We start from the raw sequence: 24,731 nt of genomic DNA on the forward strand, positions 1-24,731 counted from the left end.
CGCCTTGGAGGGGAAATGCTTGAACAGCAGCGCCTCGGAAATAGCAGCGGCGGCCGCCACGCTCTTGGTCGTGGTGCCGTTATAGCCGTGTCGGGCAAAACAGCATTTCGCGGCACGGAGGATCAATTGACGCCTCAGGTCGCTCGTCATACGCAATGAGCTCATGTGAGTGAGCAAGCACTCACCCGCGCAAAAGTCAAGCTAATTGGTGCGACGCAACCTCTGAGACTATCAAAAGGTATTCTGGGGTTCTAAATCGGCCGGAAGCCGAGATCGCCGCGAACCCGGTTGATGATGTAAGTCCCGTTCCGGCTGGGCAAAATCAGCTCAAGGCCAGCGCTGTCAATCTGAACATTGGCAAACCTGAACATTGGCAAACCTGAGCGCGCGCTCTCCTGGGCCCCGACCATGGTGAAATGGTCCTGGTGGCCCTTAAGATAGGCCATGAACACGACGCCGGTCTTGTAGAAGCGCGCGACAGCGGCACCGTCCCCCGAGCACGTCGCCGGCGGCCAATCGCGACAGCGCGTAGGACGCCGCCGGCGCAATCGCGTCGAAGATGCCGAGCAGCGCCTGCGAGAAACCCCGCTCATCCCGGCGATCAGCTCCGCATAATTGAAGTCGTCGCCGGTGTACATCTTGATGCGCTTGTCGAGGCGCCGTCGCATGTCGATCTCGCGCTGCTTGTCAAGCAGCGAGACCTTGACACCATCGACCTTGGCGGCGTTGCCGTTGATGATGGCAACGGCGGTGTCCATCGCCTCGTCGAGATCTTGTGTGCCCCAGTATCCCGTCAATGCCGGATCGAACATGCCGCCGAGCCAGTGGATGATCACGCGCTCTCGAACCTGCGGCAGCACGCGGTCATATACCTTGGCGTAGTCGTCGGCGTCCGGCCGAGTTTTTGCGAGCGCGCGATGCCATCAGAATGATGCGGCCGCCGACCTTCTCGACCGCGGAGATCTGCTCCTCATAGGCGCGGATCACGTCGTCGATGGTCTTGGCATCCTCCACGCAAGACGATCGGTGCCGGCGCCCGAAAACACCAGCGCATTGCGCCGCTTCGCGGCAGACACCGAGCGCGTGATCAGCTCCAGCGAGGTCGGCCAGTCCAGGTCCATGCCGCGCTGCGCGCTGTCCATGGCCTGGGCGACACCAAGCCCGAGATCCCAGACGTGCTCGCGGAACGCGATGGTCTTGTCCCAATCGACCGCGACCGAGAGCCAGGGATCGTTGTCGCAAAGGCATCGGCGACAATGTGCACGGCCGAGAACGCGATGCAGTTGAGCGGACTTTCGAGCTTTGCGGGGAATTCTCGATCGAACGATCGGCTTTCGGCAGCTTGAGCGACAATGAGGACATCGGCTGGACGGGCCTGTTCATGATTTCGGACCTCTCCCCGTCATTGCGAGGAGCCACCCGGTTCGGCCTTCGGCCGGCCGGACCTAAACTCCGCGACCAAGCAATCCAGACTGTCTCCGCGGAGGCATTCTGGATTGCTTCGCTTCGCTCGCAATGACGGCTCAACAGACATCGACACTTGTGCAATAGACCTCAGGCCTTGATCGGGGCGACGTCGATCCAGCGCCGCTCTTACCAGCTCTTGAGTGCGGATTCGGCGAGCTGCACACGTTTGACGCTTCGAGCAGCGTGAACTTGTAGGGCTCATCCTCGTAGACGTGATGATCCTTGCGCGCGATGTCACGCTCGCGCAGCAGGATCAGCGTCTCACGCGCCGACAGGTTCGCGCGCGCCGCCTCCTCGAGCAGGTTGTCGAGCTGGTCGCGGATGCCGGAGAGCTGCAATCGCACCAGCATGGCCTCGAGCCGATCGATTGGCGCTTCAGTAGCTTTTTTTGTACGCGCCATCAGAAGCTCCCTCCGATCGCTGCTTCGTATTCGGCAAGAGGACGCAACAACGAGGGCAGTGGAGAAGGCGCCGGCACTGTCGGTGTCGCGATTGCCGGTCGGCAGAAGGCGCCAGTGCGACCGGCAACCCCGTCGAGGTGGGCGGAACCGATGATCCGCAGCCGGCGACCTTCCGATTGCTTATGGACCGCAACCTCGCGCATGCCGTGGCGGATGCGCACGTCGCCGGCCGCAACCGTCACCGCCACGCGCTCGCCGATCGATCTTTTCAAGCGAGGTCTGATGCTTTGGCATCGCGGTCTCCGTTCCCGCAAAACATGGACGCTAAGCCCGACAACATTCATTAAAATAGGAAGAAACATAATTTACACCACTCCGACGCACCGGGGCGGCTGTGCTAACGCCTGGACGGAGCGAGGTTCCCGTTGCGGGCTGGCTGATTCCTCGTGGAAACGGCGAACCGTATCTGCCCAACCCGATCTTAGCCGAGACGGCAGACTCGGCGTGCACCTCCCACCACAGGCCAACGGTTCGCGTATCTCGCCAGCGCTGGTGAGGCGCCACGGGGCATCATCCGACGGTGTCTCGCCAGCCGACATGGAGGAACTCCATGAGGATCCAGACGCCGGACGGACCTGGGCAGCGAGTTCAATTTTGAACTCCTTGGATATCGGAGCGGGAGCACTCTATCAGAACTATGCGTTTCTCTGACTGTGCTTTCGACGCGCGATTACGGAGCTCACGCAGACGCGAATGCTTGCTCTGGGAGGCTCGACGCAAGGGGGTGATCGAACCAGCGGAATAAGAAAGACCCAATCAGCGACGGCTCCTTGGGGGCGGACCACCGCGTTTGGGCTGTGCGCTACAATTCGCCGCCACCGGCCAAATTTTATTGATGGACAAGCCGGCGCTCCGCGGCAGGCACTACACATCTGCACGAGAAGCCGCGTGAACCGAGAACGGGTCCGCTATGCACCGGCCCCAGCAACAGACTTACGCCGCCGTCAGTATTTTTACTCCGCTTTGCTTAGCACATCTGCTCTCGACTACGCGCCTCATCGCCAGGAATGCCCTCACGCGCGCCGCGGCACTTCAAGAAATTCATTTTCATTCGACGCTGCCGAGGTCAGCATGAGCGAAGCGTTGCGAGTAATCGCTGCGGCTTGGCTGTAGCGCGGCGCAGAAATTTACGCTAGCTTCTGCTTGCGAGTTTGCAAATGCGTGCCCGCATCCGATCTCTCCGAAGACAACGAGCGACCATTCGACCGCTTGCCCCCTCCCATCGTCAGAGCTGGGATAATCCGGACAATGACGAAATCTGGTTTGAGTTGGCGCGTGCTATCGGACGTCAGCTCGCACGGGATGAACATCACGGTTCGGGGCAGCCGATAGAGGACCGGCATGACGACAGCGTCATCGAAGAAAACGGCCGTACTATACGCCCGTTATTCCAGCGACATGCAAAAGGCGACCTCGATTGACGGTCAGCTATTGCTCTGCCGGAAGGTCGCATTGCGCAATAACCTCGATGTCATCGGCGAGTTTGTGGATGCCGCAAAATCTGGTCTTACCGAAGGTGCGAGGGACGGCTATCAACGTTTGCTCAACGGGGTGCGAAACCAGGACTTTGACGTGGTCGTGGTTGAACATTTCGACCGCTTGTCGCGTGATCCCGCAACCATCCAGCGTCTCAAGCAGGTTTTCGAGTTCAATGGCGTCGAGCTGATGGATCAGAAAGGGGTCTATGCGACCGCCACTGACATCAGCATTGCAAGTCTCTACAACACGATTTACAAGCCGCAGCTCGCCGAAAAGGTTCGGCGCGGCCATGACAACGCTGTTGCCAACGGAAGAATTCCTGGCTCATACGCCTATGGTTATCGACCGAGGCCGGGCGCGCCGGGCGAACGCGTGATCGATGAGAACGAAGCAAAGATTGTGCTCCGCATCTTCACCGAATATGCAGCGGGCCGCTCGACCCGAACTATCGCCGCTGATCTCACCCGCGAAGGCGTGCCCTCACCCGGTGCAACTCGTCACAAGAACAAGGCTGGTCGTACCACCTGGAATCATCAGTGCATCACAGGCGGTCGGCATGGTCGCGGCATTATCGGCAACGATCTATATATCGGCGAGATACATTGGAACGTTCGCTCGACAATTCTCAACCCGGAGACCCAGAAGAAACAGAAGCGCCGCAATCCAGAAGAGCGCCACATCATAGTCAAAAAGCCGGAGCTACGGATCGTTCCGCAAGTGCTCTGGAATCGAGCGCAGGAGGTTCGTAGCGCGCGCGCCGTATCTATGTTCGGACCGACTGGCAAGCCGCGGCGTCGCGCCGTGATCCCGCGCAACAATGAGCACCCGCTTGCCGGTGTGCTCCGGTGCGGCGTCTGCAATGGCCACATGCGAATCGCTCAATCCTCGCGTAACGGTGCACCGCGCGCGGCATGCGCGAGCGCGCATCAGCGGGGCACCTGCGAGCACACCCGCAGCTTCGACATGGACGTTCTGCTCGAGGATGCCTCCGACAAAATCCAATTGAAATTGCTTTCGCCGAAAGCCATTGAAGAGGCGATGTGTGCCTGGAAGGAGGAGCGCAAAAACGATCGGAACAAGGGCAGCGAACACGCTAAGCTAGAGCGTCGACGCCGCGTGTTGACTACCGAGATCGAACGCCTGTCATATGCCATCGCAAATAGCCGTCGGAAGCCGGACGAGTTGCTCAAGCGGATCGATGAGTGCGACGTGGAGCGGGAAAGCGTTGAAGAGCGCTTGCGGCTGCTGGGCGGTGGCGGCGAAAATGTCATCGGCTTCGATCACTCGAAATTCAGTGACGGATACCGTTCGGAGGTTAGAAGGCTGGTCACCGCGCTCAAGACAAATCCCAAGGCGATCGAAACTCGCGTCGCTTTCCGCAACTTGATTGAATGCATAGTAGTGCATCCGGTTCCCAAGCGGATGCCCTACGAATATACCCCCTACCTGAACAGCTCCGCGCTTTACGGCAAGAAGCTTTTCCCTGAAAACCGTAGCAAGGAGCGAGAAATCAGCACGTTTGCTTACTACGACAATGGCAAGTCAGGGAAATCCGTGTCCTCGTAATAGACGCGGACCTGCATGTGGTGGCGGCCGTCGCGGATCTCGCCGTCGAGATGAGCTGTCACGTCGCGAGCCTCTTGGCTTGTCGATAACCAGCCCGTTTTGCGCAAAAACCGCCGGCCGCGCAAGCCGAGCTAGGATACAACCGGCCGCCTCGTCGCACCCAGCGTCACCTCGACGATCTCAGGCGGCACGCCGACGCGGAGCGGCATGATGCTGCAACCGAGGCCGCCAGAGATGATGACGTCGCATTTCAGCCGGACATGGCCGTAGGCGAGCCGGATGCCATGCTGCGGCGGGACCGCCGGCGACCAGCCAAGCAGGCGCACCTGACCGCCATGGGTATGGCCGGACAGTTGCAGCGCGACGCGCGCCGGGACGCGCGGCGCGATGTTGGGCTCATGCGCGAGCAGGATGATCGGCGCGTCATCCGTGACCTTGGCGAGCGTGGCGTTGAGATCGTCGGCACCGAAGTGCACCATGCTGCGGAAGCGTCGCGCCGGTAGGAAGGCGAGCTGATCGCCGAGACCCGCAAGCCAGAACGGGCGGCCGTCCTTGGTGAGACGCACGACATCGTTCTCGTAGACGGGTATACCGGCCGCTTCCAGTGCCCGATGCGCCATGGTCGGGCCATTCCCGGCCCGTTGCACGGTCTTGTCGTCCCAATAATCGTGGTTGCCCATGACGGCGTGAACGCCGAGCGGCGCCCTGAGGCCGCCGAGCACTCTGGCCCATTCGCTCGACGGGATGATGCGGGTGACCTGATGCAGGCCGGCGACATAGTCGCCGAGCAGCACGATGAGGTCGGCATTCAGCGCGTTGGTGCGGTCGACGATGGCCTCGATCCGCTCCAGCGGCATCCAGGGATCGCAGGCATGGATGTCGGCGATGACAGCGATCTTCAGCGGAAGATCCGCCGGCCATTGCCGCGGCGCCGGATGATAGCGGGTGACGCGGAGCCGCAGCATCGGCTCGACGCCGACACCGTAGGCCGCGGTCGAGGCGCCGAGGGCGGACAGGGCGCCGATGGAACGGATGAAATGACGGCGAGTGATCATGGACGCTCGATGGTGATGCTGGTTCTCGATGCGACTCGATTGGAGCGGAATTGGGGTGCGCTCGTGCAGACCGCCTGCATCTCCGTGCAGAGACCTGCACAAGATTACCGGAAATTCACGAGCACCGGAGCACTCTGCACTTGCGTAAATCAGTCGTCGCTCTCGTCCGAGCCGAACAGGCCGAACTGGGCCGCATCGCGCGAGGGCTCGGCGAGACCGAGGTGACGGAAGGCGTGCGAGGTGAGCAGGCGGCCGCGCGGGGTGCGCTGGAGATAGCCGCACTGGATCAGATAGGGCTCGATGATGTCCTCGATGGCATCGCGCGGCTCGGACAAAGCGGCGGCCATGGTCTCGACGCCGACCGGGCCGCCGCCATAATTCTGCGCGATGGTCGTGAGGTAGCGGCGGTCCATGGCATCGAGGCCTGCGGCATCGACCTCGAGCGCGCTGAGTGCGTGGTCGGCGATCTTGCGGTCGATCTTGTCGGCATCGGCCGCCGAGGCGAAGTCGCGGACCCGGCGGAGCAGACGGCCCGCGATGCGCGGTGTGCCGCGGGCGCGGCGCGCGATCTCGTTGGCGCCATCGGCGGTCATGCCGACATTGAGCACGCGCGCGCCGCGGCTGACGATGCTTTCGAGTTCTTCAATGGTGTAGAAATTGAGCCGCACCGGAATGCCGAAGCGGTCGCGCAGCGGATTGGTCAGCAGGCCAGCCCGCGTGGTGGCGCCGACGAGGGTGAATTTCGACAGCTCGATCTTCACCGAGCGCGCCGCCGGGCCTTCGCCGATGATGAGGTCGAGCTGAAAGTCCTCCATCGCGGGATAAAGCACCTCTTCCACCGCCGGACTGAGGCGATGGATCTCGTCGATGAAGAGCACGTCGCGCTCTTCGAGGTTGGTGAGGAGGGCGGCGAGATCGCCGGCCTTGGCAATGACAGGCCCCGAGGTGGCACGAAAGCCGACGCCCAGCTCCTTCGCCACGATCTGCGCCAGCGTGGTCTTGCCGAGGCCCGGGGGACCCACGAACAGCACGTGATCCAGCGCCTCGCCGCGCTTGCGCGCCGCCTCGATGAAGATCGAGAGATTCTTGCGCGCCTGCTGCTGGCCGACGAAGTCGGACAGCGATTGCGGACGCAGCGCGGTGTCGCCGACGTCGTCGCTGCGGCGCTCGGGCGAGACCATGCGATTGGCCTTGGGATCGCTCACTCAGCGAACTCCTCGTAGGGTGGGCAAAGGCGCCCTTCGCGCCGTGCCCACCACGTCACCGGTCGCTCCAAAGGTGGTGGGCACGTTGCGCTTTGCCCACCCTACGAGACCGAGCATTGACGCGCTCACTTCGCGAGCTCCTTCAGGCCGAGGCGGATGAGCTGCGCGGTCTCGGCATTCTCGCCCGCACTACGCGAAGCCGACGCAATCGCCGCGGCGGCCTGCGGTTGGCCGTAGCCGAGATTGACCAGTGCGGAGATCGCATCCGCCACGGGGCGCGGCGCGCGCTGGTCGTCGACGGCGCCGGCGAGATGCACCACTGCCGGATCGACATTGGCAAAGGCCGGCGCCTTGTCCTTCAGTTCGGTGACGATGCGCTCGGCGACCTTGGGGCCGACGCCGGGCGTGCGCGCCACCGCCGCCTTGTCGCGGAGCGCGATGGCATTGGCGAGGTCAGCCGGCGATAAGGTGCCGAGCACGGCGAGCGCGACCTTGGCGCCGACGCCCTGCACGGTCTGGAGCAGGCGAAACCATTCACGCTCCTGGTCAGTGCGAAAGCCGAACAGTTTGATCTGGTCCTCGCGGACATAAGTCTCGATCGACAGCACGGCCGCTTCGCCCGGAGACGGCAGATGCTGCAACGTGCGTGACGAGCAATGCACCTGATAGCCAACGCCGCCGACGTCGAGGATGACGAAATCCTCACCGTAGGAATCGATCAGGCCCTTGAGCTTGCCGATCATATCCCCACGACCTTCAGCCTGAGCGCGGTGCTCTGGCGGTGATGAGCGTGGGTGATGGCGATGGCGAGCGCGTCGGCGGCATCCGCCGACGGCGGCTCGGCCTTGGGCAGCAAAATCTTGAGCATCATCGCGATCTGTTGCTTGTCGGCGTGACCGGCGCCGACCACCGTCTTCTTGACTTGGTTCGGCGCATATTCGGCGACGACGATGCCGAACATTGCGGGCGCCAGCATGGCAACGCCGCGGGCTTGGCCGAGCTTCAGTGTCGCAACGCCGTCCTTGTTGACGAAAGTCTGCTCGACCGCGGCTTCCATCGGCTGGTGATCGGACAGAACGGCCGCGAGCCCCTCATGGATCGCAAGCAGCCGGCTCGCCAACGGCAAGTCGTCCGGCGGTTCCACCGAACCACAGGCGACGTAGATCAGACGGTTGCCCTCAGCCTCGATCACGCCCCAGCCGGTGCGGCGCAGGCCGGGGTCGATGCCGATGATGCGAACGGGGCCGCGAATCGGGAGCGCAGTCATGGGCCAGTGATAGCGGCTGGCCGCCCGAAGCGAAACAGAAACAGAACGGAAGTAACAGGGGAAGTGGGATACCGCGGGGCGCACCGCCGCTCAGCACACATCCGGTGTCATACCCGCGAAGGCGGTTATCCAGTACGCCGCGGCTTATCGGTATTGTTCGAATGTTTCTGGAATACTGGGTCGCCCGGTCCAGCCGAGCGACGACAGCGGAGGGTTGAGGCCCTAGCCGCCCATCTTCGCCATCAGCGCGTCCGACACCTCGAAATTGGCGTAGACGTTCTGGACGTCGTCGTGCTCATTCAGCATGTCCATCAACTTGAGCAGCTTCTCGCCGGTCTCGTCGTCGACCGACACCGTGTTCTGCGGCTTCCAGATCAGCGCGGCCTTGCGCGGCTCGCCGAACTTGGCTTCCAGCGCCTTGGCGACGTCGCGATAGCCTTCGGTCGAGGCGTAGATCTCGTGTCCGCCCTCGCCGGAGATCACGTCGTCGGCGCCGGCCTCGATCGCCGCGTCCAGCACAGCATCGTCAGAGGCGACGCTGCGATCGTATTCGATGACGCCGGTGCGGTCGAACATGAAGGAGACCGAGCCGGTTTCGCCGAGATTGCCGCCGGACTTCGTGAAGAAGGAGCGGATGTCGGACGCGGCGCGGTTGCGATTGTCGGTCAGCGCCTCGACGATGACGGCGACGCCGCCGGGGCCGTAGCCCTCGTAGCGGATCTCGTCATAATTCTCGCCCTCGCTGCCGAGCGCCTTCTTGATGGCGCGCTCGATATTGTCCTTCGGCATGTTCTCCTGGCGTGCTGCGATCACGGCGGCGCGCAGGCGCGGGTTCATGGCGGGGTCGGGTGTACCCAGCTTGGCCGCGACGGTGATTTCCCGCGCCAGCTTGCCGAACAGCTTCGACTTCTGGGCATCCTGCCGCCCCTTGCGGTGCATGATGTTCTTGAATTGGGAATGTCCGGCCATGCGTGGTCTCTTGAAGGGTCTCGGGATCGTTCGCCGATGGGTGGGAGGCGCGGCCTTATAGGCCGCCAACCCACCGGAATCAAAGGGATCTGCTGCTCTAAGGTAGCACTGTAAAGGTAGCCGCCGTAATGGCCTCTGCCTAGGTGTCAGGCATCGTTAACCCTGACTTCATTTCAGCCTGCGAAAATAGCGTCCGACCGTCCCCCGACCAGAGAGACCCGATGGCGTTCGGACTATTTCGGAAGCGTCTGCCGGACATGGCTGCGCCTGCGGCAGCCTCGCAGGCTGCGCAACCGGTGGCTCATTCCGAGCCCGCCGGGATCGCCGATGGCGACTCGGCCCGCGAGATCCTGGAGCTGCTGGAACTCGAGCTCGGCGCGATGATCCGGCAGCTCGAGCGCGCCGCCAATTCGGTGGCCGGCGGAGCCGAGGCGACCGCCGCAACCCTTGCCGCCATTCGCGACCGCACCGACGCCCTGACCGGCCGCACCAACGCGGCGCAATCGACCGCCTCGACGTTCGCCCATGCCGCCGACAAGTTCACGCAGTCCGCACTGGGAATCGGAGCGCAGGTTCGCGAGGCAGGCAAGCTCGCCGACGAGGCCAGCGCCGCTGCGCAGGAAGCCCGCGCCAATGTCGATCGCCTGCGCGCGTCCTCCGCCGCCATCGGCAATGTCGTCAATCTGATCGCGCAGATCGCACGGCAGACGACGCTGCTCGCGCTCAACTCCACCATCGAGGCCGCGCGCGCCGGCGCGGCCGGCAAAGGCTTTGCAGTCGTCGCGACGGAAGTGAAGGCGCTCGCAGTGCAGACCCAGGGCGCGACCGAAGAGATCACCAAAAAGATCGACGCACTCCAGCGCGACGCCGCCGGCTCTGCGGATGCCGTGCACCGCATCTCGCAGGCGATCGAGGCGATCCGCCCGGTGTTCGAGACCGTCAACGGCGCCGTCGCCGAGCAGAACGCCACCACCAGCGAAGTCTCCGGCAACGCTGCCAGCGCCTCGGACTTCATCGTCTCGGTCGGCGAGAGCGCGGCCGAGATCGACGCAGCGACCAAAGCGGCCGAGACCCATGGCGAGAACGTCGCCAGCGCCGGCCGCGCCGTCACCACCTTCGCGCAAAAGCTGAAGTCGCGTTGCGCCGTGCTGCTCCGCCAGAGCGAGCACGATGACCGCCGCAAGACCGAGCGCTTGCCCTGCCATCTCAAGTTCGAAACCGCGCGCGGCGTGATGCCAGTCTACGAGATCGCGATGGACGGCGTGCTGATCGGCGGGGCGGACGCAGGCCGGCTTGCGCCGCAAGCGCTGGTCGAAGGCACCCTCGAGAACGTCGGCGCCTGCCGCCTGCGCGTGGTCGAGCAATCCAAAGCCGGCGCCCGCGCGCATTTCGTCGGCCCCCATGCCGAGCTCCGCGAGAAGATCGAGGACAGTCTGTGGTCGATCCATGAGGAGAACATGGAATTTGTCACCCGTGCCATGGAAGCCGGCAACGCCCTGACCAAGATATTCGAGCAGGCGGTCGCGCGCGGCGAGGTCAAGATCGACGACCTCTTCGACACCGACTACGTGGAAATTGCGGGCACCGATCCGCAGCAATATCGCACAAAGTATCTGGACTGGGCCGACCGCGCGCTACCGCCTTTCCAGGAGGCATTCCTGGCAAAGGATCAGCGCATGGCGTTCTGCGCCATGGTCGATCGCAACGGCTTCCTGCCGGTGCACAACAAGATCTATTCGCATCCGCAGCGGCCGGGCGACGTGGCCTGGAACACCGCCAACAGCCGTAACCGGCGGATCTTCAACGATCCGGCGGGGCTCGCCGCCGCGCGCAACCTGCGCTCGTACCTGGTCCAGAGCTATGCGCGCGACATGGGCAACGGGAACACCGTGATGATGCGGGAGATCGACGTCCCCATCCGCGTGCAGGGCCGGCACTGGGGCGGATTCAGGACGGCCTACAAATTGTAGTGCACGCTCAGGCAAGACGGCAGGCGCGAATCATCCTTTAAAGCTGAAGCTGGAATGGGAATGCTGCCGTGAGCCGGCGAACGGCTCTCCTTGAGGACTCATCGCACATGTCCGCCGTACAACTTGCAGTCATGGACACCGGCTCCAACCGGGCGCTGGCCGAACGGCTGATCGACCAGCTCGCCGACCGCATCGGCGGCCTCGGCGTGGAACTCGCCGACATCGCCGGCAATGTCCAGGAAGTCGCAAGCCGCGTCGCCAATCAATCGGAACGGTTTCACCACCTCCAGAAGACGGCCGAGACGATGGTCTCGGCAAACCACGACATCGCCAACGCATCTCAGGCGGTGCAAACGACGTCGTCCGCCGCGGCCGACGAGATCGCGCAGTCGCGCAGCACAGTCGATACCGCCGTCAGCCACATCTCCGAGCTCGTCGCCGCGGTGGAGCGGATCGAGGCGCGATTGAGCGCCGTCGGCTCGGCGCTGGCCCAGGTGGCAAAGGTCTCCGGCTCGATCGAGGCGATCGCCAAGCAGACCAATCTGCTGGCGCTGAACGCAACCATCGAAGCGGCACGCGCCGGCAATGCCGGTCGCGGCTTCGCCGTGGTCGCGAGCGAGGTGAAGAACCTCGCCGAGGCCACTCGCCAGGCCACGCATCAGATCTCCGACACCATGCGCGATCTCGACGGCCAGATCGAAGGCCTGATCGGCGAGAGCAGCGACGCTTCGCAGCGTGCCAAGACTGCCGGTGAAGGCGCCCAACAGATCTCCAGCATCATCTCGCGCGTCCAGCAGGGTTTCGCCTCAGTAGAGGCGGAGATCGGCAGCGTCACGCGAGCTGCGACCTCCAACCTCGGGCATTGCGACACCGTGATCGGCGAGCTCAACGAGCTTGCCAAGGGCGTCGATCTGTCCTCGCGCGATCTCAGGAGTGCCGACCAACGGATCGCAAAACTGCTCGACACCTCGGAAGGCCTGATCGCGCTGATCGCCGACAGCGGCGTGGCGACGTCGGACGCGCCGCTGATCCGCGTCGTCGTCGAAACCGCCAAGCGAATCTCCGCCGAGTTCGAAGCCGCGATCGATCGCGGCGATATCACGCTCGACCAGCTCATGGACGAGAAGTACCGCGAAATTCCCGGCACCGATCCGAGACAATTCCTCACCAATTACGTCGAGTTCACCGACCGCGTCCTGCCCGCGATCCAGGATCCGATTCAGAAATCCGATCCCCGCATCGTGTTCTGCGTCGCATGGGCCAAGGGCGGCTATCTGCCGACCCACAATCCGAACTATCGTCTGCCGCAGGGCAAGGACCCGGTCTGGAATAACGCCAATTGCCGCAACCGCCGCCTGTTCACCGATCGCGCGGTGAAGAAGGTCGCGGCCAACACAAAACCGTTCCTGCTGCAGACCTATCGCCGCGACATGGGCGGCGGGCAGTTCGTGCTGATGAAGGATCTGTCCTCGCCGATCCTGGTCCGCGGCAAGCACTGGGGCGCCTTCCGAATGGGTTTTCGGCAAAGTTGACGGCCGCAGCGAGGCGCCTCGCAACGGCGCTTCGGCGCCCTCAAATCAAAAACTGAAAAACAACCCCATGCACAGTAGCCGGGGCCAACGAAATCAAAGACTTACGCGGGCAGGCCCAAAGAAGCCGCGACGAAGTTGACGCGTCGGGCAAAACAGGGGCATAATGCGATTATTCCGAAACCGCGCATTTGCACTTTTGCTGCCTCGTGGGCGAGGGCCGCGTAGCCGGCTGCGCCCCCATTCATCTCGCGCGGAGAGCCCTCACACGCTCGCACATGACCCTGATGCTAGCGTTGCGTAGGGCAAGCGAGAAGATCCTGCAGTCAGACGGAAGCCGAATTGCTCTGAGTTACAAGCCAAGCGCGATCTCGGCCCATTTCAACATGCGGTCGCTATTGAGGAACGCCAGCACCGCCGGTTCCAGTGACGCGGGCGCGGCCGATCCAACCAAAGCCGTGGCGGCCACCATGTCGCAGCGCTGATTGAAGGCGAGTGAGAGCGCGTTGCGATTTCCCTCGACGCGATAGGGCCGGCTGCGGCCGCGCATCGGACCGACGATGATCTCTCGACCAGCACCGATCGGCGTTGCCTTGCCAATCAGCGCCAGGTCGCCCATTTTTTCGAGGTCGTCATCGTCGGCGACGCCGGTGGCGCAATTGCAAAACCCGAGCTTGGCGCGAACGTAGAGCTGGACCTCGCCGCCGCAATCCTCCGCTTTGCAGCGGAACGCCTTTCCTTTCCCCCAGGGATCTGCGCCGAAAGGCCAGTCGGTTTCTGACCACACCGGGCGGACCTCGCCGAGTGCCGCTGTAGCGCGCGCCGGTTCGCCGGATCGCAATGTCCAGACCGCAGCGACTGCGCAGAGCAGTGCGGCGGCTGCGCCGATCGCCACGAATTTGCTTGTCAGGCGCATGGAAGCTGCCACGGCACGTTTGCTAGTTCTGAGCCATGAACCTTCGCGCGGCCGCGAGGTCCTCCCGCGAGGAATCGCCATTGCGCGCCATGGCGACGACTTTCGCGTAGTACTGACGTGCCTTCACGGCGTCGCCCGCTTTCTCGGCGGCGTGAGCGGCGCCGATCGTCGCGCCAAAGCGGTTCGGCTCCTTGCGCATGGTGCTTTCGAACGCGGCCAATGCCTCCGTCGCCATGCCGCGTTCGAGCAGCATGGTCCCGTAAAGTTCGCGGGCCGGGGCAAGCGGTCCCGGCGTCACGATGGACTTTTCGGTCTTGTCTTCGGCGTCGGCGGCAAGGCGCATCGCCTCCAACGCGTCCGCCTGTTTTCCCTGGGCATTGAGCTGCCAGGCTGTGGCGACCTGCCGCTGAATGTCGACGATCTCGGCCCAATACGCATCCTTGTCCTGCTGCAGCTTGTCCCGCAGCTCCGCCAGCTTGGCGATGTCCGCCGTTGCTGCGTCTGCATTGCCGGAGCGCGCGGCGCCAAGGGCGCGGGCGAAATAGGTGATCGCATCGACATAGGCAAACCGGCTCGGCTCAACCTTCAGCGCGGCGGCGCCCTGCCAATCGCCGCGCTCGACCATATAGCGCGCCTGGCTGGCCGCTATCGCGTAGGGACCGGCGCGGACGGCCGGCGCATAGCCCGTGGTCGCAACCATGTCCGCAATGACGTCGCGAGCTCGGCTGTCCTGCGCAAGCTGGAGCAGGGCGTAGACCATATAGTCGTCGGCATGCAGCTGCTCGCTGGGGTCCTTGCCCTCCTTGGCAGCCTTGGCGGAACGGCTGTTGGCCTCGATGGATTCGTTCCAGTAGCCGACGCGTGTGAAGATGTGCGACGGCATATGCAAAGCGTGCGGCGCCGCCGGCGCGATCTCGGAATAGCGTTTGGCAGCGTCGAGACCTTGCTCGGCGATCGCCGGATAGTCGTAGAGGTGGATCAGGTAATGCGCGACGCCGGGATGCCGCGGTTGCCGCTTGAAGATCGGCTCCAGGATGGCCGCGCCCTTGAGCTGGTTAGCATAGGTCTTGTCGTTTGGTGACGCCGTCACATTCAGCGTAATGGCGTAGGCGATCTGCGCCTCGTCATCATCGGGATAGCGCGCGGCGACGGCTTCGGTTGCCTTGAGATAGGCCTGCGCGCGTTGACCAAACGTTGTCTTTTCGTCGCCCGAATAGAAGGCCAGCAGCGCATCGATATAGTCGCGCTCGCGTTCGCTCTTGGCGCCGAGTGCCTTGGCCTTCTGCAGCGCGGCGAGGCCCTCGGTGAGGTTTTCCTTTGGCGCGGGAAAATGCGGATTATACAGCAGGCTGAGGGCAATGCCCCAATAGGCGATCGCGCATTCCGGATCGGCCTGCAACGTCTCCTCGAAAATCTCTTTCGCAGGCCGGTACCAGAACGAGTGCTGATAGCGCATCCCGCGGTCAAAGCGGCGCTGCGCCAATTCGTTGCAGGATGTCTGGAAGTGAACCTTGCCAAACTGCTCGTCGGTCCCGTCCTCCGCGCGTGCGTCAGGCGTGGCAGAGATCGAGCCCAGAATAGTGAGGGTAAGAAGAGAGACGGTTCTCAAGGCGAGCGCGCGCATCGGCCCCTCCGTTTCTATTCAGAAAATTGAGTCGGATAGCGCCGATAAAGTCCGAGGCGCCGAAGTTCGCAGTGCTGAAATTGGCAATTGTAATTGCGTTGTTGGAAGGATTTGCCCATTCGCAAGGGGAGTCAATAGGAGCGGACAAATTTGCATTAGGGAAGCACGCCTGTCAGGCTCCGTGAACGCGCTGAGGCTTGGTCACTGCGGAGGTACGCTGCGGCTGAGCAAACTCCTCAACCGCTTCCCGGGCGATCTGCCAATCTGCAGCCCACCAGGTTCGAGTTCGTGATCAACCTCAAAGTAGCGACGTCACTTGATCTTGAAGTCCCACCGGCGGACCTAGGGCGAGGTGCGCCAACGCGCCACCATCACGAGCAGAGCAGGCTCATACGAAATGGAGCGCAAGTTTAAATGTACACGCCCTAGCTCAACCAGAACTTCGGCGTCGTCGGCTCCAGCCTGCCTCCTAGCCGCACCGGCGCGATCCGCAGCGCGAGCCCCGTTGCATCATCGGTCTCCACTGCTACGCCGCTGAGCGTCGCCGTCCCAGCGGCGGGCTCGAACCGGCCCGACGGAATCCCCGAGGTGAACCGGCGCAGCGGCTCTTCCTTCTGCATGCCGATGATCGAATCGTAATCGCCGGTCATGCCGGCATCGGTCATGTAGGCGGTGCCGCCTGACAGGATCTGATGGTCGGCGGTCGGCACATGCGTATGCGTGCCGACGACGAGGCTGGCGCGGCCGTCGCAGAAAAAGCCGATGCCCTGCTTCTCGCTGCTCGCCTCGCAATGGAAGTCGACGATGATGGCATCGGCTGCGACGCCGAGCGGGCAGGCGCCGAGCTCGCGCTCCAGCGCCGCGAACGGATCGTCGAACGGGGTCATGAAGACGCGCCCCAAAGCGTTGACGACGAGCGCATGCTTGCCGTTCTTGGCCTCGACCAGCGCGGCGCCGCGGCCCGGCGTGCCGCGCGGATAGTTCGCCGGCCGCACCAGGCGCTCGGCGCGCTCGATGAAAACCAAGGCTTCACGCTGGTCCCAGGAATGATTGCCGAGCGTTACCGCGTCGGCGCCGGCATCGAGGAATTCCTGGTAGATCGCTTCCGTGATGCCGAAGCCGCCGGCGGCATTCTCGCCGTTGACCACGACCAAGTCGAGCGACCAGTCCTTGACCATGCCAGGCAGATGATCAGCAATCGCCGTGCGTCCGGCGCGGCCAACGACGTCACCCACGAAGAGAATGCGCAACTTCAGAACTCCGGAAATCGAACACGTCCGATTCCGTTAGCACATAATCCAGCGCGACGTCGTGCGATAGTGCAGGAACCGCCTCGATCTCCTGCGCCGCAAAGGCAAGCCCGATCCCGACGATATTCTTGGCTTTCCGCAAATGCGCGAAGGTGAAATCGTAATGTCCCGCACCATAGCCGATGCGATGGCCGAGACGGTCGAAGGCGGCGAGCGGCGTCAGCATGATATCGGGGATGACTTCGCTGGCCGCCGGCGACGGCTCGGGAATGCCGAGCGGACCGAGCATGAGGCGATCGCTCGGATGAAAGAGACGGAAGATCAACGACTGGCCGCGCGCGGTGACGCAAGGCAGCGCCAGCTTCGCGCCTTGCTCGGCGAGCTTTCGCATCAGCGGCATCGGATCGATCTCGCTGCGGATCGGCGAATAGCCGGAGACGATGCTGCCGGGCAGCAGCTTGAACGGCAGTCCGCGCTCCGCGAGCTTCGCGGCGGCAATGGTGCGCTTCTTCTCGCTCAGCGCGTCACGCCTGCCGAGCGCTTTGGCGCGGAGTTCGGCTTTGGAGTTGGACATGCGCGTTTTCCCCCGAGGGCGAAGTCTTGCTCCGCCGTCATCGCCCGCCTTGTGCGCAATTGCGCACTGGAGCGGGCGATCCAGTATTCCAGAGCCGCCAGTGCTTGAACCTCAACGCCGCGGCGTACTGGATGCCCCGCCTGCGCGGGGCATGACACCGAGATTGACTGAACCGCAAGCGTGTCGGGGACGCAATTCGACAAACACGAACCAGAAGCAAACAGTGCGAAGCCGCGGACGCCGTTGAAGCACTCGATCCCGGAGTTCCCTACGAAAGTAGGTGGGCACCATATGTCCGGGCCCACGGGCCCGGCCAGGGACAGTTCCCTAAAGGATCGATAAGGCCCCGGGGATATATGGCTCCTGACGCACGTCGCAGCCTCGCTTGCGCAATGTAACAACGATATTGACGAACCGCCAGCCCGGCGCGGGTGCGGAGCTTCGGTGCAGCCACGGCGGAAGTGCGCTCCCTCCCCGCTTGCGGGGGAGGGCTGGGGAGAGGGTATCTCCACAGGCGAGACTCCCCAAGAGGTGAGAGCCCTCACCCGCGCCTCCGGCGCGACCTCTCCCGCAAGCGGGAGAGGTTGAGCCCGCCGCCACATCGAGAACGACAGCTCAGCGCGTCTATCGCGGCTCTAACCGATTGCGATGCCGTTGCCGACGGTCCGGTTCAGGACCTGGGTCGACTTCTCGATGCGTTCGGCGGCGGCGTTCAGCGCATTCACCACCGCGGTCTGCGTCATCCGGGCGCGCTCGACGGCGGCGTTGCGGAAATCCCTGAGCTCGATCAGCTCCTGCTCCATCGTGCGGATCCGATTGCCGGCGTCGACCAGCTCGTCGCACACGGTCAGCGCTGCCATCACCGTGAGGCGCGCATCGCCGATTTCGCCGAACTTTCCGCGCAGCGACTGGATGCGGGTCTCCAGGCTTTCGGCGAGCTTCAGCAGCCGCACCTCCTGGCCCTCCTCGCAAGCCATGCGGTATTGCCGGCCATTGATGGTGACATTGATGTGGCTCATCCGTCCTCTCCGGTATCGAGCACCGAACGTATCGTGACGATCGCGGAATCCAGCCGGTCGGAGATCTCGCGATTTGTGCGCTCAAGCTTGCGTGCCTTCACCAGCGCACCATCGAGCTCGTCGGCGAGCCGCGAGCGGTCGGCGCCGAGCGCCTGGATTCTCGCCGCGAGCTCGTTCTCGTCGCGATCGGCATCGCGCCGCCGCTCCACCGCGCTTTCGAGTGCGTCGAGCGCCGCCGTGAGCCTGCGGGTCGCGATCTCGATCTCGACGGCGGATGATTCCGTCATGGCAGAGCTGTTGGATACGCGATCGTTCATGCAGTCAGCGGCGGAACCTACCGGCCTTTGCCCAGTGGCCTTGTTACTGGGGCTCGCCGTCCGGCAAAAGACTCGGTTCGGCAAGCGGTTAGAAGCAGAAATTTACGTGGCAAGCTAGCCAAGCGCAACGTCGCCGCGAAACTATGCACCGATAGATCGGGAGAAGGTCGTGCTGATCCGTCAGTTCTCCTGGGCCCGATCCCGGCGGAAAACCGATTTCCACACAGGCAACTTTTGCGGCCAAACCGGCGTTTGATTGCCTTGGACTCCCGGAACCGAGGTGCTATCCCAGCCCCGACCTTCAGTGGCCGCCAGGCTCCTTCCCGCGCGGGCGTACATCGCCTCCAAGCGCTTCATTTCAGACGGATTTCAGACATGACGCAGGTCGATCACACCCGTATGGCCAACGCGATCCGCGGCCTCTCGATGGACGCCGTCGAGAAGGCCAAATCGGGCCATCCGGGCCTGCCGATGGGCGCTGCCGACATCGCAACCGTGCTGTTCACCCAGTTCCTGAAATTCGACGCCTCCGCGCCGGCCTGGCCGGATCGCGACCGCTTCGTGCTCTCGGCCGGTCACGGCTCGATGCTGCTCTATTCGCTGCTGTACCTGACCGGCAATTCAGAGATGACGCTGGACCAGATCAAGCAGTTCCGCCAGGTCGATTCGCTCACCCCAGGACACCCCGAGAATTTCCGCACCAGGGGTATCGAGACCACCACCGGCCCGCTCGGCCAGGGCATCTCCACCGCGGTCGGCATGGCGCTCGCCGAGAAGATGCTGGCAGCCGAGTTCGGCAAGAAGATCGTCGACCACCACACCTACGTGCTCGCCTCCGACGGCGACCTCATGGAGGGCGTGTCGCAGGAAGCGATCGCGATGGCCGGGCACTGGAAGCTCAACAAGCTGATCGTGCTCTACGACGACAACGGCATCTCGATCGACGGCCCGACCACGCTCTCCGATTCCGTCGACCAGGTGAAGCGCTTCAAGTCGGCGGGCTGGGCGGCCGAGAAGATCGACGGCCAGGACCAGGCCGCGATCACCGACGCGATCACGCGCGCCAGGAAATCGAACAGGCCGACGCTGATCGCCTGCCGCACCACCATTGGCTTCGGCGCGCCGCACAAGGCCGGCACGTCGAAAGTGCATGGCGAGGCGCTCGGCGCCGACGAGCTCAAGGCCGCTAAGGAAAATCTCGGCATCTCGCTCGAGCCATTCGCGGTCGCCGAGGATGTGCTGAAGGCGTGGCGTGAGGCCGGCCGTCGCGGCGCAGCAGCGCGCCAGGAATGGGAAGCACGGCTCGGTGAGCTCGGCAGCCGCAAGCGCGCCGAGTTCGAGCGCCGCCTGCGCCATGAGCGTCCGGCCTCGCTGGCAAAGGCGCTGCGGGCGCACAAGAAGGAGCTGTTGGAAAAGCCGCTGACGGCGGCGACCCGCAAATCGTCGGAGGCGGCGATCGAGGCGATCGCGGCCGCGATGCCGATGGAATTCCTGGCGGGCTCCGCCGACCTCACCGGCTCCAACAACAACAAGGCCAAGTCGGCGACCGCCTTCTCCGCCAAGACGCCGAAGGGCCGCTTCATCCATTACGGCATTCGCGAGCACGGCATGGCCGCCGCGATGAACGGCATCTTCCTGCACGGCGGCTTCGCGCCGAACGGCGCGACGTTCCTGGTGTTCACCGACTACGCACGTCCCGCGATGCGCCTTGCCGCGCTGATGGGCGCCGGCGTCGTCTATGTGATGACGCACGATTCCATCGGCCTCGGCGAAGACGGTCCGACCCATCAACCGGTCGAGCATCTCGCCGCATTGCGCGCCATTCCCAATATGCGCGTGTTCCGTCCTTGCGATTCCATCGAGGTCGCCGAGTGCTGGGAGCTCGCGCTCAACCGCGTGGACGGCCCAACCGTGCTGGCGCTGACGCGCCAGAACCTGCCGCAGCTCCGTACCAGCGCACCGAACGACAATCCCTGCGCGGCCGGCGCCTATGAGCTGGTCGCAGCTCAGGGCGACGCCAAGGTGACGCTGTTCGCCTCCGGCTCAGAGGTGGAGATCGCGGTCGCCGCCCAGAAGCAGCTCGCCGAACGCGGCATCGCGTCACGGGTGGTCTCTGTTCCTTCGCTCGAGCTGTTGTTAGCGCAACCAGAGGCGAAACGCGCCGCGATCATCGGGAACGCGCCGGTCAAGATTGCGATCGAGGCCGCCGTGCGCTGGGGCTGGGACGCCGTGATCGGCCAGGACGGCGAATTCATCGGCATGCATTCCTTCGGCGAAAGCGGACCTGCCAAGGAGCTCTACAAGCATTTCGGCATCACCGCCGAGGCCGCGGTTAACGCTGTGCTGAAGCGCGTTTCCTGAGAGTTGAGCTTGCCGCAAAAAAGGACTACCTAATCTCCCATATGATCAAGCACCGCCCGGCCGAACCGGGCGCCCGCCCCTAAAAAACCCTCGCAGGCGCACGAAAGCGCGTTGTGCGGGATGACAACGGTCATTGAAGGAGACGAAACATGGCAGTCCGCGTCGGAATTAACGGTTTTGGCCGCATCGGCCGCAACGTCCTGCGGGCTATCGCGGAGTCAGGCCGCAAGGACATCGAGGTGGTCGGCATCAACGACCTCGGCCCGGTCGAGACCAACGCCCATCTGCTTCGTTTCGATAGCGTCCATGGCCGTTTCCCCGGCACCGTCACGGTCGACGGTGACTCGATCAACCTGGGCAACGGCAAGATCAAGGTGACCGCCGAGCGCGATCCCTTGAAGCTGCCGTGGAAGGATCTCGGCGTCGATGTCGCGCTGGAGTGCACCGGCATCTTCACCTCGAAGGACAAGGCGTCTGCGCATCTGACCGCCGGCGCCAAGCGCGTGCTGGTCTCCGCGCCCGCCGACGGCGCCGATGCCACCATCGTCTACGGCGTCAACCACGACACGCTGACCAGGGATCATCTGGTCGTCTCCAACGGCTCCTGCACCACGAACTGCCTCGCGCCGGTCGCCAAGGTGCTGAACGATCTCGTGGGCATCGAGACCGGCTTCATGACCACGATCCACGCCTATACCGGCGACCAACCGACGCTGGACACGCTGCACAAGGATCTCTACCGCGGCCGCGCCGCCGCGATGTCGATGATCCCGACCTCGACCGGCGCCGCCAAGGCGATCGGCCTCGTGCTGCCCGAGCTGAAGGGCAAGCTCGACGGCGTCGCGATCCGCGTGCCGACCCCGAACGTCTCGGTCGTCGACCTCAAGATCGTCGCCAAGCGTGCCACCGACGCCAAGGAGGTCAACGCGGCGATGAAGCGCGCCTCCGAGCAGCAGCTCAAGGGCATCCTCGGCTACACCACCGCGCCGAACGTCTCGATCGACTTCAACCACGACCCGCACTCCTCGACCTTCCACGAGGACCAGACCAAGGTGCAGAACGGCACGCTGGTGCGCGTGATGTCCTGGTATGACAACGAGTGGGGCTTCTCGAACCGCATGGCGGACACCGCCGTTGCGATCGCGAAGGTGATCTAAGGCCGCTCTCGTGTCCCGGACGCGATGCAGCGTGAAACGCTGCTTCGCAGATCCGGGACCCATTCAACCGCGGGACTCGCCGCAACGTGCGGTCCCGGTTCTGCACAGCGGCACTACGCGCCGCTAGTAGCGCCCGGGACAAGGGGCCTCCAATGACGAAATCATTCCGCACCCTCGACGACGTCGACGTGAAGGGCAAACGCGTATTGCTGCGCGTCGACCTCAACGTACCCATGGAGAATGGGCGCGTCAGCGACGCAACGCGGCTCGAGCGCGTTGCCCCGACCATCAGCGAGATCTCCGACAAGGGCGGCAAGGTCATCCTCCTCGCGCATTTCGGCCGGCCGAAGGGCCGCGATGCCAAGGAATCGCTCAAGCCCGTTGCCGAAGCGCTGTCCAAGGTCGTGAAGAAGCCCGTTGCCTTCGCCGACGACTGCATCGGCGAGCCGGCGGCCAAGGCCGTCGCCAGCTTGAAGGACGGCGACATTCTCTGCCTGGAGAACACCCGCTTCCACAAGGAAGAGGAAAAGAACGATCCCGCCTTCGTCGCGGAACTGGCAAAGCTCGGCGACATCTGGGTCAATGACGCGTTCTCGGCGGCGCACCGCGCCCACGCCTCGACCGAGGGCCTCGGCCACAAGCTGCCGGCCTATGCCGGCCGCACCATGCAGGCCGAGCTCGACGCGCTGGAGAAGGCGCTGGGCTCGCCGACCAAGCCGGTCATCGCGATCATCGGCGGCGCGAAAGTCTCGACCAAGATCGACCTGCTCGAAAATCTCGTCACCAAGGTCGATGCGCTCGTGATTGGCGGCGGCATGGCCAACACCTTCCTGCACGCCCAGGGCGTCGCGGTCGGCAAGTCGCTGGCCGAGAAGGATCTCGCCGCTACTGCGCTGCGCATCATGGAGAAGGCGGAAGCCGCCAATTGCGCCATCATCCTGCCCGTGGACGCCACCGTGGCCTACCATTTCGCCGCCAACGCACCGTCGCATGCCTATGGGCTCGATGCGATCCCCGCCGACGGCATGATCCTCGACGTCGGCCCGCAATCCATCGTGCGCGTTCACGCCGCGATCGACGATGCGGCGACGCTGGTCTGGAACGGACCGCTCGGCGCCTTCGAGATCCAGCCGTTCGACCGCGGCACGGTCGCGGCCGCCAGGCACGCCGCCGAACGCACCAAGGCGAAGAAGCTGATCTCGATCGCGGGCGGCGGCGACACCGTTGCCGCGCTCAACCAGGCCGGCGTCGCCGGCAGTTTCACCTATGTCTCGACCGCCGGTGGCGCGTTCCTTGAATGGATGGAAGGCAAGCCCCTGCCCGGCGTCGAGGTGCTGCGCATCAAGTAAGCTTTAAGTCGGCAAACATTGAGCGGCCTTGCAGGCCCAAACGGGAGAAAAAGACAGATGGCTCGGATCACGTTACGTCAACTGCTCGACCATGCGGCGGAAAACGATTACGGCGTACCGGCCTTCAACATCAACAACATGGAGCAGGCGCTGGCGATCATGGACGCGGCCAACCAGGTCGACGCGCCCGTCATCATCCAGGCCTCGCGCGGCGCGCGCTCCTACGCCAATGACGTCATGCTCAAGCACATGATGGACGCGGTGACCGAGATCTATCCGCACATTCCGGTCTGCGTGCATCTCGACCACGGCAACGAGCCGGCGACCTGCATGACCGCGATCCAGGCCGGCTTCACCTCGGTGATGATGGACGGCTCGCTCAAGGCCGACGGCAAGACCCCCGGCGACTGGGGCTACAATGTCGGCGTCACCAAGACCGTGACCGACATGGCCCATCTCGGCGGCATCTCGGTCGAAGGCGAACTCGGCGTGCTCGGCTCGCTCGAGACAGGCATGGGCGACAAGGAGGACGGCCACGGCGCCGAAGGCAAGCTCAGCCACGACCAGCTCCTGACCAATCCGGACGAGGCCGTGAAGTTCGTGAAGGAGACCAAGGTCGACGCGCTCGCGATCGCGATGGGCACCTCCCACGGTGCCTACAAGTTCACCCGCAAGCCGGACGGCGACATCCTCGCCATGAACGTGATCGAGGAGATCCACCGCAAGCTGCCGAATACGCATCTGGTGATGCACGGCTCCTCGTCGGTGCCGCAGGACCTCCAGGACATCATCAACGCCTATGGCGGCAAGATGAAGCCGACCTGGGGCGTGCCGGTGGCCGAGATCCAGCGCGGCATCAAGAACGGCGTGCGCAAGATCAACATCGACACCGACAACCGCATGGCGATGACCGGCCAGATCCGGAAAGTGCTCAAGGACAATCCGGAGGAGTTCGATCCGCGCAAGTACCTGAAGCCGGCAATGGAGGCGATGACCAAGCTGTGCAAGCAGCGCCTCCAGGAGTTCAATACCGCCGGCCAGGCCTCGAAGATCAAGAAGGTGCTGACCACCGCCGAGATGGCCAAGCGCTACGCCAAGGGCGAGCTCGATCCCCGCGTCGCATAGCGATCGGGGTCGCATAACGCCCTTAGGCATACCTCCCGTCATTCCGGGACACGCGAAGCTGGGCCGGGAAT

23 protein-coding genes, 1 other RNA gene and 2 pseudogenes are annotated in these 24,731 nt (G+C 63.9%); 7 read left to right on the forward strand and 19 right to left on the reverse strand.

The features are described 5' to 3' along the window. The 6 genes and pseudogenes from IVA98_RS33920 to IVA98_RS33940 form a co-directional block, all read right to left on the reverse strand. Nucleotides 1-150, reverse strand: a 150-nt coding sequence (locus IVA98_RS33920) for a TetR/AcrR family transcriptional regulator (RefSeq protein ID WP_247356762.1), incomplete at its 3' end; no start/stop codon positions are given. Between the two features lie 101 nt (nucleotides 151-251). Next, nucleotides 252-668, reverse strand: coding sequence for a DUF993 family protein (locus IVA98_RS37880; RefSeq protein WP_524536451.1), 417 nt, complete (start codon nucleotides 666-668; stop codon nucleotides 252-254). Further along, nucleotides 651-1,014 (reverse strand): annotated as a pseudogene (locus IVA98_RS37885) (DUF993 family protein); the annotation flags it as partial. The gene IVA98_RS37880 and the pseudogene IVA98_RS37885, both read right to left, overlap by 18 nt. Further along, on the reverse strand, nucleotides 984-1,328 hold the full coding sequence (locus tag IVA98_RS37890) for a DUF993 family protein (protein ID WP_524536452.1): 345 nt from the start codon (nucleotides 1,326-1,328) through the stop codon (nucleotides 984-986). The pseudogene IVA98_RS37885 and the gene IVA98_RS37890, both read right to left, overlap by 31 nt. Before the next feature lie 195 nt (nucleotides 1,329-1,523). Further along, nucleotides 1,524-1,868: a hypothetical protein gene (locus tag IVA98_RS33935; RefSeq protein WP_247335031.1), complete on the reverse strand. Its 345-nt coding sequence runs from the start codon at nucleotides 1,866-1,868 to the stop codon at nucleotides 1,524-1,526. Then, entirely contained in the window at nucleotides 1,868-2,116 is a 249-nt protein-coding gene (locus IVA98_RS33940; protein WP_247356640.1) for a hypothetical protein, read from the reverse strand. The genes IVA98_RS33935 and IVA98_RS33940 overlap by 1 nt, the downstream gene beginning before the upstream one ends. Nucleotides 2,117-3,269: 1,153 nt before the next feature. Here IVA98_RS33940 and IVA98_RS33945 point away from each other — a divergent pair. Beyond that, entirely contained in the window at nucleotides 3,270-4,973 is a 1,704-nt protein-coding gene (locus tag IVA98_RS33945) for a recombinase family protein (RefSeq protein WP_247278108.1), read from the forward strand. Here the strand turns inward: IVA98_RS33945 and IVA98_RS37395 are convergent. The 6 genes and pseudogenes from IVA98_RS37395 to IVA98_RS33975 all read right to left on the reverse strand — a co-directional run. After that, nucleotides 4,955-5,035 (reverse strand): annotated as a pseudogene (locus IVA98_RS37395) (acyl-CoA thioester hydrolase); the annotation flags it as partial. The gene IVA98_RS33945 and the pseudogene IVA98_RS37395 sit on opposite strands and share 19 nt — an antisense overlap. 69 nt (nucleotides 5,036-5,104) lie before the next feature. Then, entirely contained in the window at nucleotides 5,105-6,028 is a 924-nt protein-coding gene (locus IVA98_RS33955) for a metallophosphoesterase (protein WP_247304641.1), read from the reverse strand. A 149-nt stretch (nucleotides 6,029-6,177) separates the two neighbouring features. Then, nucleotides 6,178-7,209 (reverse strand): Holliday junction branch migration DNA helicase RuvB, encoded by a 1,032-nt coding sequence (gene ruvB, locus IVA98_RS33960; protein ID WP_247278114.1) that lies wholly within the window; start codon nucleotides 7,207-7,209, stop codon nucleotides 6,178-6,180. Nucleotides 7,210-7,358: 149 nt separating this feature from the next. Continuing rightward, nucleotides 7,359-7,976 carry a Holliday junction branch migration protein RuvA gene (gene ruvA / locus IVA98_RS33965; RefSeq protein WP_028182470.1) on the reverse strand — a complete coding sequence of 206 codons (618 nt, stop codon included), beginning with the start codon at nucleotides 7,974-7,976 and terminating at the stop codon, nucleotides 7,359-7,361. Further along, on the reverse strand, nucleotides 7,973-8,500 hold the full coding sequence (gene ruvC / locus IVA98_RS33970; protein WP_247304644.1) for a crossover junction endodeoxyribonuclease RuvC: 528 nt from the start codon (nucleotides 8,498-8,500) through the stop codon (nucleotides 7,973-7,975). Before ruvC ends, ruvA begins: the two co-directional genes overlap by 4 nt. Before the next feature lie 222 nt (nucleotides 8,501-8,722). Further along, complete coding sequence (locus IVA98_RS33975) at nucleotides 8,723-9,469, reverse strand: YebC/PmpR family DNA-binding transcriptional regulator (protein WP_247304647.1); 747 nt, start codon at nucleotides 9,467-9,469, stop codon at nucleotides 8,723-8,725. Between the two features lie 221 nt (nucleotides 9,470-9,690). On the opposite strand from IVA98_RS33975, the gene IVA98_RS33980 reads away from it, so the two are divergent. Then, entirely contained in the window at nucleotides 9,691-11,439 is a 1,749-nt protein-coding gene (locus tag IVA98_RS33980) for a methyl-accepting chemotaxis protein (RefSeq protein WP_247356642.1), read from the forward strand. A gap of 107 nt (nucleotides 11,440-11,546) precedes the next feature. After that, nucleotides 11,547-12,971, forward strand: a complete 1,425-nt coding sequence (locus IVA98_RS33985; RefSeq protein ID WP_247304654.1) for a methyl-accepting chemotaxis protein — start codon at nucleotides 11,547-11,549, stop codon at nucleotides 12,969-12,971. A 349-nt stretch (nucleotides 12,972-13,320) separates the two neighbouring features. Here IVA98_RS33985 and IVA98_RS33990 read toward each other — a convergent pair whose 3' ends face one another. The 7 genes from IVA98_RS33990 to IVA98_RS34020 all read right to left on the reverse strand — a co-directional run bounded on the left by IVA98_RS33990 (nucleotide 13,321) and on the right by IVA98_RS34020 (nucleotide 18,668). After that, nucleotides 13,321-13,884 carry a hypothetical protein gene (locus tag IVA98_RS33990; RefSeq protein ID WP_247304657.1) on the reverse strand — a complete coding sequence of 188 codons (564 nt, stop codon included), beginning with the start codon at nucleotides 13,882-13,884 and terminating at the stop codon, nucleotides 13,321-13,323. Between the two features lie 22 nt (nucleotides 13,885-13,906). Then, complete coding sequence (locus IVA98_RS33995) at nucleotides 13,907-15,508, reverse strand: tetratricopeptide repeat protein (protein ID WP_247304660.1); 1,602 nt, start codon at nucleotides 15,506-15,508, stop codon at nucleotides 13,907-13,909. Between the two features lie 425 nt (nucleotides 15,509-15,933). Continuing rightward, a complete protein-coding gene (locus tag IVA98_RS34000) occupies nucleotides 15,934-16,758 on the reverse strand; it encodes a TIGR00282 family metallophosphoesterase (protein ID WP_247304663.1) in 825 nt (274 codons plus the stop codon). Next, nucleotides 16,736-17,332 carry a 5-formyltetrahydrofolate cyclo-ligase gene (locus tag IVA98_RS34005; RefSeq protein WP_247304665.1) on the reverse strand — a complete coding sequence of 199 codons (597 nt, stop codon included), beginning with the start codon at nucleotides 17,330-17,332 and terminating at the stop codon, nucleotides 16,736-16,738. The genes IVA98_RS34000 and IVA98_RS34005 overlap by 23 nt, the downstream gene beginning before the upstream one ends. A gap of 224 nt (nucleotides 17,333-17,556) precedes the next feature. Further along, a non-coding RNA gene (gene ssrS, locus IVA98_RS34010) (6S RNA) lies at nucleotides 17,557-17,717 on the reverse strand. A gap of 250 nt (nucleotides 17,718-17,967) precedes the next feature. Continuing rightward, complete coding sequence (locus IVA98_RS34015; protein ID WP_247278097.1) at nucleotides 17,968-18,351, reverse strand: cell division protein ZapA; 384 nt, start codon at nucleotides 18,349-18,351, stop codon at nucleotides 17,968-17,970. After that, nucleotides 18,348-18,668, reverse strand: a complete 321-nt coding sequence (locus IVA98_RS34020) for a DUF4164 domain-containing protein (RefSeq protein ID WP_014439722.1) — start codon at nucleotides 18,666-18,668, stop codon at nucleotides 18,348-18,350. Before IVA98_RS34020 ends, IVA98_RS34015 begins: the two co-directional genes overlap by 4 nt. A gap of 375 nt (nucleotides 18,669-19,043) precedes the next feature. Here IVA98_RS34020 and tkt point away from each other — a divergent pair, with 375 nt between their 5' ends. The 4 genes from tkt (at nucleotide 19,044) to fba (ending at nucleotide 24,660) form a co-directional block, all read left to right on the forward strand. Next, complete coding sequence (gene tkt / locus IVA98_RS34025) at nucleotides 19,044-21,029, forward strand: transketolase (RefSeq protein WP_247304668.1); 1,986 nt, start codon at nucleotides 19,044-19,046, stop codon at nucleotides 21,027-21,029. 149 nt (nucleotides 21,030-21,178) lie between these two features. Next, on the forward strand, nucleotides 21,179-22,186 hold the full coding sequence (gene gap / locus IVA98_RS34030; protein ID WP_247304669.1) for a type I glyceraldehyde-3-phosphate dehydrogenase: 1,008 nt from the start codon (nucleotides 21,179-21,181) through the stop codon (nucleotides 22,184-22,186). 152 nt (nucleotides 22,187-22,338) lie between these two features. Further along, a complete protein-coding gene (locus tag IVA98_RS34035; RefSeq protein WP_247356644.1) occupies nucleotides 22,339-23,535 on the forward strand; it encodes a phosphoglycerate kinase in 1,197 nt (398 codons plus the stop codon). Nucleotides 23,536-23,592: 57 nt separating this feature from the next. Beyond that, nucleotides 23,593-24,660, forward strand: a complete 1,068-nt coding sequence (gene fba, locus IVA98_RS34040; RefSeq protein WP_247304673.1) for a class II fructose-bisphosphate aldolase — start codon at nucleotides 23,593-23,595, stop codon at nucleotides 24,658-24,660. Nucleotides 24,661-24,731: the final 71 nt, after the last annotated feature.

Source organism: Bradyrhizobium sp. 160, from assembly GCF_023073735.1.
Lineage (GTDB): Bacteria > Pseudomonadota > Alphaproteobacteria > Rhizobiales > Xanthobacteraceae > Bradyrhizobium.

Bases quoted from the DNA above. Each gene is read 5' to 3' on its own strand.
- ruvB (WP_247278114.1), bottom strand. From the start codon at position 7,209: ATGGTCTCGCCCGAGCGCCGCAGCGACGACGTCGGCGACACCGCGCTG.
- IVA98_RS33935 (WP_247335031.1), bottom strand. From the start codon at position 1,868: ATGGCGCGTACAAAAAAAGCTACTGAAGCGCCAATCGATCGGCTCGAG.
- fba (WP_247304673.1), top strand. From the start codon at position 23,593: ATGGCTCGGATCACGTTACGTCAACTGCTCGACCATGCGGCGGAAAAC.
- IVA98_RS34015 (WP_247278097.1), bottom strand. From the start codon at position 18,351: ATGAGCCACATCAATGTCACCATCAATGGCCGGCAATACCGCATGGCT.
- tkt (WP_247304668.1), top strand. From the start codon at position 19,044: ATGACGCAGGTCGATCACACCCGTATGGCCAACGCGATCCGCGGCCTC.
- IVA98_RS33990 (WP_247304657.1), bottom strand. From the start codon at position 13,884: ATGCGCCTGACAAGCAAATTCGTGGCGATCGGCGCAGCCGCCGCACTG.
- IVA98_RS34020 (WP_014439722.1), bottom strand. From the start codon at position 18,668: ATGAACGATCGCGTATCCAACAGCTCTGCCATGACGGAATCATCCGCC.
- ruvC (WP_247304644.1), bottom strand. From the start codon at position 8,500: ATGACTGCGCTCCCGATTCGCGGCCCCGTTCGCATCATCGGCATCGAC.
- IVA98_RS33980 (WP_247356642.1), top strand. From the start codon at position 9,691: ATGGCGTTCGGACTATTTCGGAAGCGTCTGCCGGACATGGCTGCGCCT.
- IVA98_RS33955 (WP_247304641.1), bottom strand. From the start codon at position 6,028: ATGATCACTCGCCGTCATTTCATCCGTTCCATCGGCGCCCTGTCCGCC.
- IVA98_RS34005 (WP_247304665.1), bottom strand. From the start codon at position 17,332: ATGTCCAACTCCAAAGCCGAACTCCGCGCCAAAGCGCTCGGCAGGCGT.
- IVA98_RS33985 (WP_247304654.1), top strand. From the start codon at position 11,547: ATGTCCGCCGTACAACTTGCAGTCATGGACACCGGCTCCAACCGGGCG.
- IVA98_RS34035 (WP_247356644.1), top strand. From the start codon at position 22,339: ATGACGAAATCATTCCGCACCCTCGACGACGTCGACGTGAAGGGCAAA.
- IVA98_RS33995 (WP_247304660.1), bottom strand. From the start codon at position 15,508: ATGCGCGCGCTCGCCTTGAGAACCGTCTCTCTTCTTACCCTCACTATT.
- gap (WP_247304669.1), top strand. From the start codon at position 21,179: ATGGCAGTCCGCGTCGGAATTAACGGTTTTGGCCGCATCGGCCGCAAC.
- ruvA (WP_028182470.1), bottom strand. From the start codon at position 7,976: ATGATCGGCAAGCTCAAGGGCCTGATCGATTCCTACGGTGAGGATTTC.
- IVA98_RS37880 (WP_524536451.1), bottom strand. From the start codon at position 668: ATGCGACGGCGCCTCGACAAGCGCATCAAGATGTACACCGGCGACGAC.
- IVA98_RS33945 (WP_247278108.1), top strand. From the start codon at position 3,270: ATGACGACAGCGTCATCGAAGAAAACGGCCGTACTATACGCCCGTTAT.
- IVA98_RS33975 (WP_247304647.1), bottom strand. From the start codon at position 9,469: ATGGCCGGACATTCCCAATTCAAGAACATCATGCACCGCAAGGGGCGG.